Origin of the sequence: Streptomyces hygroscopicus subsp. hygroscopicus, assembly GCF_001553455.1 — a bacterium.
Taxonomy (GTDB): Bacteria; Actinomycetota; Actinomycetes; order Streptomycetales; family Streptomycetaceae; genus Streptomyces; species Streptomyces hygroscopicus.
Window position 1 is genome coordinate 1 of sequence record NZ_BBOX01000085.1, and the last position, 15168, is coordinate 15168.

General features: G+C 73.4%; 11 protein-coding genes. 8 read left to right on the forward strand and 3 right to left on the reverse strand.

Features of this window, described 5'->3' with window-relative positions:
* Positions 1 to 394: 394 nt before the first annotated feature.
* The 5 genes from AXW62_RS09595 to AXW62_RS09615 all read left to right on the forward strand — a co-directional run bounded on the left by AXW62_RS09595 (position 395) and on the right by AXW62_RS09615 (position 7654).
* Positions 395 to 1960 (forward strand): NRAMP family divalent metal transporter, encoded by a 1566-nt coding sequence (locus tag AXW62_RS09595; protein ID WP_060944139.1) that lies wholly within the window; start codon positions 395 to 397, stop codon positions 1958 to 1960.
* A 210-nt stretch (positions 1961 to 2170) separates the two neighbouring features.
* A complete protein-coding gene (locus AXW62_RS09600) occupies positions 2171 to 2866 on the forward strand; it encodes a CPBP family intramembrane glutamic endopeptidase (RefSeq protein ID WP_060944130.1) in 696 nt (231 codons plus the stop codon).
* A gap of 533 nt (positions 2867 to 3399) precedes the next feature.
* Positions 3400 to 4272 (forward strand): universal stress protein, encoded by an 873-nt coding sequence (locus AXW62_RS09605; RefSeq protein ID WP_060944131.1) that lies wholly within the window; start codon positions 3400 to 3402, stop codon positions 4270 to 4272.
* A gap of 189 nt (positions 4273 to 4461) precedes the next feature.
* Positions 4462 to 5106 (forward strand): hypothetical protein, encoded by a 645-nt coding sequence (locus tag AXW62_RS09610; protein ID WP_252368556.1) that lies wholly within the window; start codon positions 4462 to 4464, stop codon positions 5104 to 5106.
* A gap of 220 nt (positions 5107 to 5326) precedes the next feature.
* Positions 5327 to 7654, forward strand: coding sequence for a heavy metal translocating P-type ATPase (locus tag AXW62_RS09615; protein WP_060944133.1), 2328 nt, complete (start codon positions 5327 to 5329; stop codon positions 7652 to 7654).
* Between the two features lie 141 nt (positions 7655 to 7795).
* On the opposite strand, the gene AXW62_RS09620 is transcribed toward AXW62_RS09615, so the two are convergent.
* The 3 genes from AXW62_RS09620 to AXW62_RS09630 all read right to left on the reverse strand — a co-directional run bounded on the left by AXW62_RS09620 (position 7796) and on the right by AXW62_RS09630 (position 10741).
* Positions 7796 to 8446, reverse strand: a complete 651-nt coding sequence (locus AXW62_RS09620; RefSeq protein WP_060944134.1) for a DUF305 domain-containing protein — start codon at positions 8444 to 8446, stop codon at positions 7796 to 7798.
* Positions 8447 to 8779: 333 nt separating this feature from the next.
* On the reverse strand, positions 8780 to 9505 hold the full coding sequence (locus AXW62_RS09625; protein ID WP_060944140.1) for a sulfite exporter TauE/SafE family protein: 726 nt from the start codon (positions 9503 to 9505) through the stop codon (positions 8780 to 8782).
* A gap of 300 nt (positions 9506 to 9805) precedes the next feature.
* Entirely contained in the window at positions 9806 to 10741 is a 936-nt protein-coding gene (locus tag AXW62_RS09630) for a LysR family transcriptional regulator (RefSeq protein WP_060944135.1), read from the reverse strand.
* Between the two features lie 136 nt (positions 10742 to 10877).
* Between AXW62_RS09630 and AXW62_RS09635 the strand changes: the two genes are divergently transcribed.
* The 3 genes from AXW62_RS09635 to AXW62_RS09645 all read left to right on the forward strand — a co-directional run bounded on the left by AXW62_RS09635 (position 10878) and on the right by AXW62_RS09645 (position 14657).
* Complete coding sequence (locus AXW62_RS09635; RefSeq protein ID WP_060944136.1) at positions 10878 to 12125, forward strand: MFS transporter; 1248 nt, start codon at positions 10878 to 10880, stop codon at positions 12123 to 12125.
* A gap of 151 nt (positions 12126 to 12276) precedes the next feature.
* Entirely contained in the window at positions 12277 to 12930 is a 654-nt protein-coding gene (locus tag AXW62_RS09640; RefSeq protein ID WP_060944137.1) for a maleylpyruvate isomerase N-terminal domain-containing protein, read from the forward strand.
* Positions 12931 to 13100: 170 nt separating this feature from the next.
* A complete protein-coding gene (locus tag AXW62_RS09645; protein ID WP_060944138.1) occupies positions 13101 to 14657 on the forward strand; it encodes a carboxylesterase/lipase family protein in 1557 nt (518 codons plus the stop codon).
* The last annotated feature ends 511 nt before the right edge of the window (positions 14658 to 15168 follow it).

Genomic DNA, 15168 nt, shown 5'->3' on the forward strand with positions numbered 1-15168 from the left:
CCCCCCCCACCCCCCGGCCCGCCGCCCGCAGGACCCCGCCCGCCCCGAGCCCCCGGACCGCCCCGGACCCGAGCACCCCCAGCCCCCGGACCGCGCGCAGGCCCCGGACCGCGCGCAGGCCCCGGCCGGACCGGCGGAGCCCCACCCGGCAGAGCCCCGCCCGGCGGAGCGGAAGCGGCCCGCGGAACCCTCCGAGCGCGGGCAGCCCCCGCAGGCGCCGGAGGAGAAGCGTCCACCAGGGCCCCCGGGACGCCGTGCCGAGCCGTCCGCGGGGAAACCCGGGGCCCGCCCCGCACCGCCACCGTCGCGCCCCGCACGGCCGTCACGCCCCGCACCGCCACCGTCACGCCCCGCACGGCCCAGCGCCGTCCTCGACGAGGCCCACCTCGGCGAGATCCGGGGCGCTTTCGGCCGCATCCCCCGCGAACGCGTCGAGGAGCGTCCCGGCTGCAGAGCCCGGCTGCTGACCCTGCTGGCCATCATCGGCCCCGGCATCATCGTGATGGTCGGTGACAACGACGCGGGCGGCATCGCCACCTACGCGCAGGCGGGCCAGAACTACGGCTACTCCCTGCTGTGGGTGCTGCTCCTGCTCATCCCGGTCCTGATCGTCAACCAGGAGATGGTCGTACGGCTGGGCGCGGTCACCGGCGTCGGCCACGCACGCCTGATCACCGAGCGGTTCGGCCGTTTCTGGGGCTGGTTCAGCGTCGGTGACCTGTTCCTGCTGAACTTCCTCACCATCGTGACGGAATTCATCGGCGTCACTCTGGCCTGCGAGTACCTCGGCCTCTCGCGCTACGTCGTCGTTCCGGCAGCCGCCCTCGCCCTGATCGCCGTGGCCGCCAGTGGTTCGTTCCGCCGCTGGGAGCGGGCCATGTTCGCCTTCATCGGCGCCAGCCTGCTGCTGGTCCCGCTGACCTTCATGGCCCAGCCGCGGTGGGGCCGCGCCGCCCACGACTTCGTCGTGCCGGGCGTCCAGGGCGGCGTCACCAGCGAGGCGGTCCTGCTGATCATCGCGGTCGTCGGCACCACCGTCGCCCCCTGGCAGCTGTTCTTCCAGCAGTCCAACGTGATCGACAAACGCATCACCCCCCGCTTCATCGGCTACGAGCGCGCCGATACGGTGATCGGCTCCCTCGTGGTCGTCGCGGGCGCCGCCGCGTTGGTCATGATCGCCGACTTCGCGGCCCGCGGCACCGCCGCGCACGGCCACTTCACCGACGCCGCCGGAGTCGCCGACGCCCTCGGCCGCCGCGACCCCGTGCTCGGCGTGATGTTCGCGATCGTCCTGCTGGACGCCAGCATCATCGGAGCGGCGGCGGTCACCCTGGCCACCAGCTACGCCTTCGGCGACGTGTTCAACCTGCGCCACTCCCTGCACCGCCGCTTCGGCGAGGCCAAGCGGTTCTACGCCTCCTACAGCCTGCTGGTCCTGGTCGCCGCCGCCGTCGTGCTGCTCCCGGGCGCCCCCCTGGGCCTGATCACCGAGGCCGTCCAGGCGCTGGCCGGACTGCTGCTGCCCTCCGCGAGCGTGTTCCTGCTCCTGCTGTGCAACGACACCGAGGTACTCGGCCCGTGGGTCAACCCCCGCTGGCTGAACGTGGTCGCCACCGTCATCATCGCCGTCCTGCTGATGCTCTCCGGCACGCTGATGGCCACTACGCTCTTCCCCCGGGTCAACGTCACCCGGCTCACGATCTGGCTGGCGGCCGTGCTGGTCACAGGGCTGATCGCCACCGCCGTCGGCCTCCGCCTGACCCGGCGCCGCGGGCCTGTCCGGGAGGTGCCCGCGATGTCGCCCGCCGAGAAACTCGCCTGGCGCATGCCACCCCTGGCGCTGCTGCAGCCGGTGCGCTGGTCCGCCGGAACCAGGCTGGGCATGACGGCCCTGCGCGGCTATCTGATCCTCAGCGCTCTGCTCCTGCTCGTCAAAGCCGTCCGGCTCGGCGGTTCCTGACCGGGCCCCGCCGCAGCGGGACGAGCGTCGGCTCCCGCCCAGGACGGCGGCGGGTCCGCGCACCGGTTCCGTTCCGGCCGGCTCCCGAAGGGGCCGCCCCCGCCCGTCGTTCGTGTACCGCCCACTCATCACTGCCCGATGAGATCCTCGATGAGCCTGCCCGTCACGTATTCGCACCACGTATTCGCACCACATACCTGGAGAGCTCTCATGCAGCACGGGCCGTCCGCGGAGTTCCTCTCCCGTCGCCAGGAGCTGGCGGAGACGGGGGTCTTCCTGCTGTTGATCATGCCGTCGATGGCCTTGTCGTTCCTCGCGGTCGGCCAGGGCAGGTTGCCGTTCTCCCTGGCAGCGGTCGCGACGGTGCTGCGCGATGTGGGTCTGGTGGCCCTGATTCTTCTCCTGCTCTCCCGTGACCGGCAGACTGTCGCGGCCATTGGCTGGGTCCGCCGCGGCGCGGGGCGGGAGATCGCCTGGGGGATCGTCCTCTCGGCGCCGGTACTGGTCGGTATGTCGGCGCTGGCCGCGGCTCTCCGGGCCGCGGGGCTGTCCGGGCCGCGGTCGTCCGCGTCGGGGCTGCTGCCCGCGCCCACGCCGGGTGAGGTGCTGCTCGCCGTGGCGCTCGTCGCGGTGGTCGCGGTGGCCGAGGAGACGATCTTTCGCGGATATCTGATCCTGCGGTTCGCGAGCGTGCTGCGCAGCCGTCCCTGGGCGGTGGTGCTGTCGTCGGCGGTCTTCTCGGTCGGTCACGGTTACGAAGGAGGGGCGGGGGTGCTGACCGTGGGCACGACCGGCCTGGTCTTCGCCGTTGTCTACCTGTGGCGGCGAAGTCTCCTGGCGCCGATCGTGATGCATTTCTCGGTGGATCTCGTCGGGATCGTGCTGGTGCCGCTTCTGCCGCGCTGACGCCGGCCGTGCCCGGTGGCGGATGCCTCTTGCCAACCTCCGGAGAGATCGCCGGACGGTCCGGCCGCCCCGGCCTCTCGTCATGAACCGGTTTCCGTGGCCGCGTCATGAGCCTCACCACTGTCGCGCAGGGCCGTCTCTTCCCGGGCTCCCGGGGAGGGCGGCCATCGGTGGCGCGCCAAGCGCGGCCGGAAGCTCCCGCCCCAGGCGGTACCCCCTGTCCGGCAGTGACCCGCGCGGTCGGCCGTCGGCCGACCGCGCGGGCGTACCTTCCGGTCACGTTCGCCGGATGCCGTCCTGAGCCCTCCGGCGCAACCTGGTGGTGCAGGGGGGTGACCTGCCCACGGCATGTCGGCGACGTCCCCCTGGGCCGCGACGGGGAACCGCTACGATCACCACTTTCCGTGGCCGCGGTGCCCGTGCACCGACGGTCCGCACGCTGCCGTGCCCCCCGCACGGTGGGGACACGGTCTGAGTGGCTGCGTCTTTGGATGGAGCCGCCTGCTGGAGGAAGCGTGAACTCTGGTCCGAGCGTGCCCACAGGACCGGTCGTCGTCGGTGTCGATCACTCACCACATGCCCAGGCGGTGGCCCTGTGGGCGGCCGCTGAGGCCGCCTTGCGGGGCCGGACCCTGTGCGTTCTCCACGCGGCGAGCACCGAGCACATGGGAATCCTGCTGTCCGGAACCGACCTCGCCGCCATCGACCAGGCCAACACCGCCCTGCTGGATCGCACCGTCCAGGCGGTGCGCCATGCCTTCCCGCTCCTCCATGTCGTCACCGAACTCACCCACAGCACCCCGGCAGCCGCTCTGCGCACGGCTGCGCAGACCGAGGGCACCATCGTGGTCGGCAGCCGGGACATCAACGGTTTCGAGGAGTTCTTGCTGGGTTCGGTGGCTCTGCAGCTCACCACACATCCCAAGGAACCCGTGATCGTCGTCCGCGGCGACACCGGCCGGCCGGCCACCGGAGTCGTGGTAGCCGCTGTGCACCACGCGGAGGACTTCGACTGGTTGCGCCTCGCCGCAGCCGAATCCCAGCTGCGCCAGGCGTCACTGCGGCTCACCACTGTCCGGACGCCCCTGCACACCCTCGGCAGCGCTGTGCTCACGGCGCACAGGCCGGACGGCCCGGCACACCAGCCCGCCGCCGAGCTGGCACGCCTGGCCGATCGCCTCAGGCGGGAATTTCCGGACCTGACCGTCAGCACGCAGGTGGCCAACGCGAAATCCTGGGCAGACCCGCTCCTGCGGGCAACGGAGCATGCCGACCTGCTGGCCGTAGGCCACCGGGTGACGGAGAGTCTCGGCTCGCCGTCGGGCCAGGTCCTCCACGTCCTGCTGCACAAAGCTCATTGCCCGCTGGCCATCTTTCCGCACGATCGCGGAGCGGGCGGGCCGTGAAGAGGGGCGGACGCGGCTGATGGACCAGCACCGCATATGCGACCGGCCCCGCCGAGGCACCCCGCGGGGCCGGTCGCGCGCCCGGGGCACGAGGCGGGGGCAGGTGGACGAGCGGGGGGACCACAATGAGAAGCGCCCTGGTCGTCTCATGGAATCGGAAGAGGGATGCGGTCCGGACAGCATGAAGAAGTGGCCGACGCCGCACAGCTCCCGGCACGGCTGCGGCACGTCCTGTGGCTCGGCGGCGGAAGCGGTGCGGGCAAGTCGACGATCGCCCGCAGGCTCGCCGACCGCTACGGTTGGCGCCTCTACGCGACCGACGACGTGATGGGGGATCACGCCGCGCGGACCACCGCCGAGGAAGCCCCCTTCCTCCACCGGTTCATCGCCATGGACATGGACCAGCGGTGGGTGAACCGCTCTCCGGAGGTCATGCTGGAGACGTTCCACTGGTTTCGGGGCGAAGGCTTCGCCCTCATCGTCGAAGACCTTCTTCGCCTGCCGCCGGAACCGCGCGTCATCGTTGAGGGCTTCCGGTTGCTCCCCCGTCTCGTGAAGCCTCTCCTCGCCGCTCCCGAGCACGCCGTCTGGCTTCTTCCCACGCCCGCTTTCCGGCACTCCGCCATCCAGCGCCGGTCCGTGGCAGGGGAGGGATTCGTCGCGAGAACCAGCGATCCGGCACGGGCCGGCCGCTACCTCGCCGAACGTGATCGCATGTTCACCGCACGCCTCCGGGAGGAAACCGAGCGTCTGCGACTGCGCTCCATCGAGGTCGACACCGCGATGAGCGTAGATGATCTTGATCGCCGGGTGACCGCGGCGTTCGGGCTCTGACGCGACGCCGGGGACGAGCCCGCGCCCCATCGCCGCCCGGCTCGTCAGCACCACGGGTGCGGAGCGGGACCGGCGCCCTCACGGCCTGGTGTCCGGGACGACGACTGGCCTGGTGACCGGGGCGACGACCGCGGGGCCGGCGGACCGCTGTTCCACAGGGGCCGGCGCCGAGATGTGCAGCACCGGGTGCGGGCCGAGGATGGACAGCAGAGGTGTACCCATGAACGACCGCGCCGCCGCGGGGCCGGTCCGCCGTTCGGCAGCCGCCGTCTCCGCGCATCTGGAGCCGTCCCTCCTCGCCGTCACGGCAGCCGCTCTGGCGGCCGGCGGTGTGGCCTGGGCCATCGGTGCCGGCGGTCTCGCGGATCTGTTGTGGGGCCTGGGGGCCGTGTGCGCGATCGTCCCGGCGGTGGGGTGGGTCGTGGCCGCGTTGCGGCGTGGTCACGCGGGCGTGGACCTGATCGCGGTCCTGGCGCTCGGCGGCACCCTGGCCGTGCGCGAGTACCTGGCCGGCGCGCTGATCGCGCTGATGCTGGCCACCGGCCGCACTCTCGAAGCCGCGGCTCAGCGGCGGGCCTCCCACGATGTGCGGGCCCTTGTGGAACGCGCGCCGCGCACGGCCCGGCGCCTGACCGACGCCGGGGTGAGCACGGTGCCGCTTGCCGAGGTGCGCATCGGTGACCTGCTCGTGGTGGGCCCGGGGGAAGTGGTTCCGGTCGACGGCCGCGTGGCGAGCGCCGTCGCCGTCCTGGACGAGTCGGTGCTCACTGGGGAACCCCTGCACGTCGAGCACGCGCGGGACGAAGCCGTCCGCAGCGGGGTGATCAACGCCGGCGGCGCCTTCGACCTGAGGGCCACCGCCACGGAGCGGGACAGCACCTATGCCGAGATCGTGCGGCTGGCCCGGCAGGCCGGCGCGGAATCCGCTCCGGTGGTCCGCCTGGCCGACCGGTACGCGGCCTGGTTCCTGCCCCTGTCCCTCGCGGTGGCCGGGCTGGCCTGGCTGCTGAGCGGCTCCGCGGTACGGGCGGTGGCGGTCCTGGTGGTCGCCACCCCGTGCCCGCTGCTGCTGGCCGCGCCGGTCGCGATCGTCTCCGGCCTGTCCCGCGCCTCACGCCTGGGCGTGGTGATCCGCGGCGGCGGCGCGCTGGAGAGCCTCGGCCGGGCCCGCACCCTGCTGCTGGACAAGACCGGCACCCTCACCGGCGGCCGTCCTCGCGTCCTTGACGTGGCCGGCGCACCGGGATGGAAGCCGGCGCGGGTGCTGCGCCTGGCGGCCTCACTCGACCAGTACTCCCCCCACGTACTGGCCCACGCCATCGTGGACGCCGCCCGGGAACGCGGACTGGAACTGCCCGCGGCGTCGAACGTCACCGAGGACCCCGGCCGGGGCGCCTCGGGCACCGTGGACGGCCACCGGGCGTCCATCGGCCGGATCGACGCCACAGGTGCCGTGCCGTCCTGGGCCAGAGCGGTGGACAACCGCGCGCTGCTCGACGGTGCGGCCGTCGCCTGGCTGACCGTCGACGGGCATATGGCCGGCGCCCTCCTGCTGCGCGACCCCATACGCTCCGACGCCCCCAGGACCCTGCGCCACCTGCGGGCGGCGGGCATCGAGCGGATCATGATGCTCACCGGTGACCGTGCCGAACCCGCGCACGAAGTCGCCGCCGTCCTCGGTCTCGACGGCGTACGGGCCGAGCTGAGTCCGGCGGAGAAGGTCGCCGCGGTCCGCGCCGAACGCGAGCGCGCCGCCACCGTCATGGTCGGCGACGGCGTCAACGACGCCCCGGCGCTCGCCGCGGCGGACGTCGGGGTGGCCATGGGCGCCCGCGGTTCCACCGCCTCCTCCGAAGCCGCCGACATCGTGCTGACCACCGACCGCGTGGACCGCCTCGCCGATGCCGTCGCCATCGCCGGACGCGCCCGGCGCATCGCCGTGCAGAGCGCGTTGGGCGGCATGCTGCTGTCGCTCGCCGCCATGGCCGCGGCCGCGGCCGGCCTGCTCCCGCCCGCCGCCGGTGCCCTGCTCCAGGAGGGCATCGACATCGCCGTCATCCTCAACGCCCTGCGGGCCCTGCGCGTCGACCAGGCGGCGCGGCCGGCTCTCACACCGGCCGCCGAGGCGCTCATCCACCGCTTCGCGGCGGAACACGACGATCTCCAGGATGTGCTCGAGGCGGTACGCGCCGCCGCCGACCGCCTCTGCGACAGCTCCGGCCCCCCGGCCCTGGCGGCCGTCGAGGAGGCGCACCGGCTGCTGACCGAACGGCTCCTGCCGCACGAGTACGCCGAGGAGCACCAGCTGTACCCCGCGCTCGCTCCCATGCTCGGCGGCCCCGAGACCACCGCCACCATGAGCCGCGCCCATACCGAGATCGAGCGGCTCTCCCGGCGCATCGCCACGCATCTGCGCCTGGCCCACACCCGAGGCGGCCTGGACGCCGGTCAACTCGACGATCTGCGTTCCTGCCTCTACGGGCTGCACACCGTCCTGCGGCTGCACTTCTCCCAGGAAGAGGAGAACTACTTCTCCTTGGCGCCGTGACACGGCCGACGTCCCGGGTCGGCTCATGGTCTCGGGCGGCCGGTCCGTCGTTCCCCCCGCCCCGTTCGCCCCACCACCTCATGGGGACGCCCGGCGGGGCGGGCCACGGGCGGCACCGTGGCGCCGCTCACGGCGGGCGTTTCACCGTGTCGTCGCCGGTGGTGAGCTGGTTCCCAGCAGAGCGCGCATCCGGGTGATCTCGGCGGTCTGGGTGGTGACGACGCCGGCGGCCATCTTCTTGGCCGGGCCGTAGACGCCGTGCTGTTTCTCGGTCTCGGCCATGGCGACGGCGCCCTGGTGGTGCTTGATCATCATGGTGAGGAACATGGTGTCGAAGGCGGTGCCGGAGGCGCTCTTCAGCCGGCGCATGGCGTGGTCGCTCATCATGCCGGGCATCGCTGAGGCGGTGCCGTGGCCCATGCCCTCCATGCCGTGGGGCACCCGCTCACCCCAGGCTCTCAGCCAGGTGGTCATGGTCCGGATCTCCGGTTCCTGCTCCTCGCGGATCTCCCGGGCGAGGGCTTTCACCTGTGCGGAGGAGGCGTGTTCGCCGGCCGTACCGGCCATGACGACGGCCTGGCGGTGGTGCGGGATCATCCGCTGGGCGAAGGTGACGTCGGCCTGGTTGTGCGGTCCGGCGGGCGCGGAGGCCGGAGCGGACGTGGTGCGGGTGGAGGTCGGAGGACCGGCAGCGGCGCTGCCGTCGTTGCCGCAGGCGGTCACCACGAGTGCCGTGACGGCGGTGGCCGCGGTGACGGCGGTCCGGCGGGGAAGGGAACGGGAGAGGTGCATCGGACGGGCTCCTGGAGGGCGCGGCGGGGACGGTTGTCATCTACCTGTACGCGGCTTCCGGGGAACCGCTGACGGTGCCGCGCCGCGCGGACGCGTTCTTCACCCTGGCCCGCCGGGGTCGCCTGACGGGTGGCCGGATGTGCTCGCGCGGCGACCGGCGCGGGCGTGGGGTCGCCGACCGCGTTCCGGGCGGGCCCGCGCCGGCCGCGTATGGGCCGGCCGCCGGTGGGGCGAACCGCGCGGCGGGCAACGGCCCCGCTCAGGTCGGTGGTACGGGTCGCGGGGCGCCGAAGTCCGCGCGGCAGGTGCCAGGTCTGCGCAGCGGCCGTGGCCTCATCGCCATGCGCTGAGGAGCATGCCGGCCGCGGCGGAGGCCAGGACCATGTCGATGAGCAATGCGTGGCGGTGTGCGGGGATCGCGCGGACGATGCGGCGCGCGAGCAACGAGCCGGTCATCAGGGCCGCGCCGATCACGAGCCCACGGGTGACGACGTCCGCGCTCAGGACGCCGGCGCCGCCGAAGGTCGCGAGTTTGCCGGCGTAGAGCAGCAGGGCGCTGGCGGCTTCGGAACCGAGGAAGGCGCCGTTGGTCAGCCCGTAGCCGGTGAAGACCGGCACGCTGAGCGGACCGGTCGACAGGACCATGCCGGTGAGGAATCCGACGGCCGCCCCCGCGAGGGCCATCTGCCGTGTGCGCAGCCGCCATTGTGCGCGTGCCGCGGCCCGGCGCAGCGGGATCACGGCGATGAAGAACAGGGCGAGGCATCCGTCGACGAGCGTGGGCGGGACGGTCAGCAGCGTGCGCGCACCCAGCACCGCGGCGGGTATCCCGGGGACGGCGTAGGCGACAACCGGTTTCCAGCGGATCCGGCTCCACCACGCCACGACACGACCGACATTGCCCATGACGGCGGCGACCCCCATCACCGGGACCGCGGCCCGGGGACCGTAGAGCCACACGAGCACGGGCAGCAGGATCATCGACGATCCGGTGCCCACGACGCCGCCGAGGACGCCGGCGGCCAGAGCGAGAGCGGACAGCAGAACGAGAGCAAGCATGTGCGGGACCACCTCAACTCCGGTGCGCGCGCACCGGATGGGGTCCTCCAGGCTTTTGTCCCTTGAGATGACCGCGCTCGCTCGGTTGAGCACGGTGGCGTCGCTCGGACCAGACGTACCCGACCCTGCCCGATCCGGCACCGGAACCCTAGACGCTGTCGCAGCCGATGGTACAAGGCGCCGCACACCCCGGAACCGGGGGGCCGTTGATCCTGATCGCGGCGGTGTCTTCCCAAGCCGCCCGCGCAGGCCCGTGCGGCATGGCCCGACGGGTCCACGGGCCCTCGGCACACGGCGGGTTCAGCGCGGAAGCACCCAGTCCGGCCGCCAGGTCCCGGCGGCGTCGTGGCCGGCCGCCACGGTGGCGAGGTGGCCGCGGAGGGTGGCCAGCGCCGGGTGGCGGTTGTCGCGGTGCCACAGGAGCGAGTGCGGGTAGACGGGCGTCGGGCCGGTCACCGGGATGCGGCGCAGACCGTGGCCGGCGGGCCAGACGAGGCGGGTGTGCTCGCTCATGAAGGTGGCCAGGGCGGGGGTGTCGGCGATGGTGTCGAGGAGCGCGTCGGAGCCGAAGTTGGGGCCGGTCGCCTCGATGGTGAGGCCGAATGCGGCGACGAGGTCGTCGTAGTAGGCGGCCCACTCGGTACCGGGGACGATGCCGGGCATCCAGATCCGGTGCCCGGCGAGCTGGGCGAGCGTCACCGACCGGGCGCCCGCCAGGGCGTGGGCGGTGCCGGTGAGGAGCTGGAGCGGCTCGTCGAGCACGCGGACGGACTCGATGTCCTCGGGAAGGGGCCGGCCGGGCGCGGCGACGGCGCGGAAGGTCGCGTCGACCGTACCGGACCGGATGGCGGCGATGGCCGTATCGACGTCGAACAGCATCACCACATCGAGGTCGATCTCGGGGTGCGCGTGGTGGAAGCCGCGCATCAGGCCCGACGGCGCGACACGCGAGGCGATCACATCGACGCGCAGCGGGCGGTGGCCGGTGCGCACGGAGGCGACCGCGCGCTCGGCGACCCGCAGCAACTCGCGTGCGTGGGGGAGGAACGCCTGCCCGTCGATGGTGGGCTCGGCGCCGCGGGGGACGCGGGTGAACAGCCGCACGCCGAGGTCGCGCTCGAGTGCCGCGATGCGCTTGGAGACGGCCTGCTGGGTGACCGACAGGTCGGCGGCGGCCTTCTGGAACTGGCCCGCCTCCACGACGGCGACGAAGGTGCGTACGGCTTCGAGATCCACGCCGGTCCACCTTAAGTGACAACGGATGGTTGTGGATGAGTGGCAGGTCAGTTGTTTGACCTGCTGTTGTGCCGCTCGGTTGGCTCTCACCGGTCAACGGCGGTTTGTCCGGTGGGACGTCAAGGGGGCGCTGAGCATGGTGGGCAGGAGATCGCTGGGCCGGCGGTTCGGCTGGCTGTGGGCGGCCTACGCGGTGAGTGCCTACGGGTCCGGGCTGGGGTTCGGGGCCTTGCCGCTGATCGCCGTGCTGGTGTGCCGGGCCGGTCCCGCCGAGGTGTCCGCGCTGTCCGCGGTGGGGCCCGCGGTGGGCGCGCTGATCGCGGTGCCGCTCGCGCCGTGGGTGGAGTTCCGGCGCAAGCGCCCGGTCATGATCGTGACGGACCTGGCCCGGTTCGCGGTCATGGCGACGATCCCGGTCGCCTATGCCTTCGGCCGGCTCGGTTTCGTCCAGCTGCTCGTGGTCTCGGCCCTGGTCGCCGCGGCCAAGATCGCCTTCAACGCGGCCGGCGGCGCCTACCTCAAGGCCCTCGTCCGGCCGGATGACCTGCTCGTGGCCAACGCGCGGTTCGAGTCCACGAACTGGAGCTCCATCGCGGTCGGGCCGCCGCTGGGCGGGGCGGCGATCGGCCTGTTCGGACCGGTCACCACCGTGGTGGCCGACGCGCTCAGCTACCTGCTCTCCGCGCTGGGCCTCGCCGCGATTCACGACCGGGAGGAAGCGCCGCGATCAACCGGCGAAAGCCCGGTCCGGGCGGGCGCGTTGCTCGACGGCTGGCGGCACATCATGGGCCACCCCGGCCTGCGGGCGCTCTACCTCAACAACCTGCTCGTCGCAGGACTGATCATGGCCACCGAGCCGCTGCTGGCCGTGCTCCTGCTCCGCCGGCTCGGGTTCCCGCCCTGGCAGTACGGCCTCGCCTTCGCCGCCCCCTGTCTCGGCGGGCTCATCGGCTCGCGGCTGGCCCGCCGTGTCGTGGCCCGCTACGGCCGGCCCGCGGTCTTCCGGACCGTCGGCACGCTGCGCGCCATCTGGCTGATCGGCCTGGCCTTCGTCCGTCCCGGCGTCGTCGGCCTCGTCACCGTGATGGCCGTCGAGCTGGCGATCATCATCAACATGAGCCTGTACACCCCGGTGCTCGCCACCTACCGGCTCGAACACACCCCCGGGCATCTCGTCGCCCGCACCCTGACGGCCTGGTCGATCGGCCAGCAGGTGTCCATCGCCACCCTCACCGCGCTCGGCGGGCTGCTCGCCGACGTCACCAGCCCCCGCACCGCCCTCACGGTCGCGGGACTGCTCATCCTGGCCACCCCGCTCCTGCTGCCCCGGCACGAGCGGACACCGCGGCACGAGCCGGAGCTGCCCCGCAGCCACCACGCATGACACATACGGCCGTTGTGCCCGTGCGGTCGGCTCGGCGCGGCCGGCGCGAGCCGCGTGACGAACCGGATCCGGGCAGCTCGGGGCGGCCGGAGCCGGCACCGTTCCGGAGCCCGGAGACGGGCCGGCCCGTCCTGCCTTGTAGCCTGACCGCGTGCCGTATCGCGGAGAAACAGAGGCGCCGGTCGGCGGGAAGCAGGTACGGGAGGCCGTCGCCCACTGTGTCGCGGTCCTCTCCGGTGCCCCGCCCCAGCAGTGGCGTGAACGTGCCGGGGACCTGGAGTGGACGTGCTGGGAGACTCTGGAGCATCTCGCGGACGACCTGCTCACCTATGCGCTGCGCTTCGGGCTCGCGCATCCGATGGGCGTCCCGCGCGTGCCCTTGCGCCTGTCCAGCGATCGCGCCGAGGGGCCGGTCAACGTCATCTTCGGTGACGAGACGGCGGGGCCCGACGGGCTGCTGACCGTCGTCGAAGCGTGCGGCGGGCTCCTCGCCGCCGTCGTGGACAGCACCGCCCCGGATGTGCTGGCCCCGCATGTGTTCGGCGCCTCCGACCCGGAGGGGTTCGCGGCCATGGGCGTCGTCGAGGTCCTCGTCCACACGTACGACATCGCTCAGGGCATCCAGCGCGACGGGAACCCACCGGAGCACCTGAGCCGACAGGCGCTCGCCCGGCTGTTCCCCGACGTACCCGTCACCGACAGCGCTTCGTCCACGCTGTTGTGGGCCACCGGACGCGTCGAGACACCGGGCAGGCCCCGCCGGACGTCCTGGCGCTGGTACGGGGCTCCGCGCCGGTCCCGGTGACCCCTGCCCGCTGAGGCGCCGCCGCGCGGAGGGGAGACCAGCGGTGCCTGCGGAGGCGGGCTCGGGGCGACGCCGCGCGGGAACCGCCGGAAAAGCCGGAAAACAAGTTGTCCGCCCGCCGGGCGCACGGAAAGGATGCGGATCAAGAACGAGCACTTCGATGAGGGTTTATGCACGTCACCGTCTCCACAACAGCAGGTCGGGTACGCGGACGCCGGAAGGATGACGTCACGGCGTTCCTGGGCGTTCCCTATGCGGCAGCGCCCTTCGGCGCACGGCGCCTGCGGTCCCCGGAACCACCGGAACCGTGGACGGGGGTGCGCGACGCGTTCGTCCCCGGCCCGTCCGCGCCCCAGCCCGGTTACCTCCCCGCGATGGCCTCGTTCCTGGAAGAAGCCGTAGAGCCCGGTGAGGACTGTCTGAGCGTGAACGTGTGGACGCCGGCACCGGGCCGCACCGGGGGACGGCTTCCGGTCATGGTCTGGATCCACGGCGGCGCGTTCCGTAACGGTGCCGGTTCCCTGCCCTCCTACGACGGCGCGCGGCTCGCCGCCGAGGGCGTCGTGTGCGTGACCCTCAACTACCGGCTCGGCGCGGAGGGATTCCTGCTGCTGCCCGACGGTACGGCCAACCTCGGCCTCCTGGACCAGATCGCCGCACTGGAATGGGTCCGTGACAACATCGCCGGCTTCGGCGGCGATCCGGACAACGTCACCGTCTTCGGGCAGTCCGCCGGCGCCATCAGCATCACCGCGCTCATGACCATGCCGCGGGCCCGGGGACTGTTCCGCCGTGCGATCACCCAGAGCGGCGCCGGGCATCACAGCCACCCCGAGGACATCGCCCGGCGCGTCACCGAGCGGCTGGCCGCCCTCGCCGGCGCGGAGCCCACGCGCGAGGGCCTGGCCGCCGTACCGCCCGAGCGGCTGGTCGCCGCCAACGGCGCCCTGGGCCGGGAGATCGCGCAGGCCACCGACCCCGGTCAGTGGGGCGAATCGGCGGGCGGGGGCACCACCGTGCTGCCCGTCGTCGACGGAATCACCCTCCCCGAGCGCCCGATCGACGCGCTCGCCGGCGGCGCGAGCCGGGACATCGACCTGCTCACCGGCACCACCAGCGAGGAGTTCCGCCTCTTCCTCGTTCCGCTGGGGATGGGTCCGCGGATCACGGACGAGGTGCTGCACGGTTTCCTGGCCGGGTTCGGGCTGGACCCCGTCGAGGCGCGCGGGGCGTACGCGGCGGCGCACCCCGGTGCGGCCCCCGGCGACCTGCTGTCCGCGGCCATGAGCGACCACGCCTACCGGATCCCGGCCCTCCGGGTGGCCGAGGTCCGTGCCGCACAGGGAGCGGACACCTTCGTCTACGAGTTCGCGTGGCCCTCGCCCGTCCTCGACGGTGCCCTGGGCGCCTGCCACATGGCGGAGATCGGCTTCGTGTTCGGCAACCTCTCCGACCCGCTCACCGGCCCCGACGCCCCGCGGGAACTCTCCGATGCGCTGCGCGGGGCGTGGGTCTCCTTCGCCCGTACCGGCCGCCCCGACGGCGACGGCGCGCCCGGCGGGACGCTGCCGCGCTGGCCGCCTTACGCCGACCAGCGCCTGGTCATGCGGTGGGGCGACGGCGCTCCCGGAACGCACGCGGACCCGGGAGCCGCCACCCGGCGGCTGTGGGAGCGTCTGCGCCGGCCCCTGCCCAGCGGCGCCCACGCGGCGGGCTCCCGCCCCTGACGGCACCGGCGTGCTGGGCGGACGCCGCGCGGGTCCCGTGCGTACCGCGCGCCGGGATGCGGGGGTGCGGGGGTGCTCCTGTTCGCCCGCGTCGAGCGGGGTGTGCGGGCTGCCCCGGGGTCAGCCCGGGATCTCGGCGCAGCAGGTCGGCGCCCGCGTCCGGACCGCCCGGCGGGCCGGACGGACTGGCCGTACTCGACGGCACTCGACGGCGCTGACGGGGCTCGATGGCGCTGACGGCGGGACGTCCCGTCCCCCGGTTCGGGCTGCCCGGCGCCGCCGGGGCGCCATCCGGCATCCGGACGCCGTGTGCCGTCGGGGCCGCCCCCCGGCCGCCTGGCCGGACGGTCAGCCCTCGTACCCGTAGAACAGGCGCTCCATCACGGCGCGGGCGTGGCGGGTGGTGCGGCGGTAGTCGTCGAGCATTTCGCCGACGTGGCCGGGGCCGTAGCCCAGGTAGCGGCCCACCGCGGCCAGTTCGCGGACGTCCGTCGGGAAGGTGTCGCCGGGG

What these genes read in the sequence shown, in the direction of transcription:
- AXW62_RS09600 (WP_060944130.1), top strand. Translation starts at nt 2,171, where the DNA reads ATGCAGCACGGGCCGTCCGCGGAGTTCCTCTCCCGTCGCCAGGAGCTG.
- AXW62_RS09615 (WP_060944133.1), top strand. Translation starts at nt 5,327, where the DNA reads ATGAACGACCGCGCCGCCGCGGGGCCGGTCCGCCGTTCGGCAGCCGCC.
- AXW62_RS09620 (WP_060944134.1), bottom strand. Translation starts at nt 8,446, where the DNA reads ATGCACCTCTCCCGTTCCCTTCCCCGCCGGACCGCCGTCACCGCGGCC.
- AXW62_RS09625 (WP_060944140.1), bottom strand. Translation starts at nt 9,505, where the DNA reads ATGCTTGCTCTCGTTCTGCTGTCCGCTCTCGCTCTGGCCGCCGGCGTC.
- AXW62_RS09635 (WP_060944136.1), top strand. Translation starts at nt 10,878, where the DNA reads ATGGTGGGCAGGAGATCGCTGGGCCGGCGGTTCGGCTGGCTGTGGGCG.
- AXW62_RS09645 (WP_060944138.1), top strand. Translation starts at nt 13,101, where the DNA reads ATGCACGTCACCGTCTCCACAACAGCAGGTCGGGTACGCGGACGCCGG.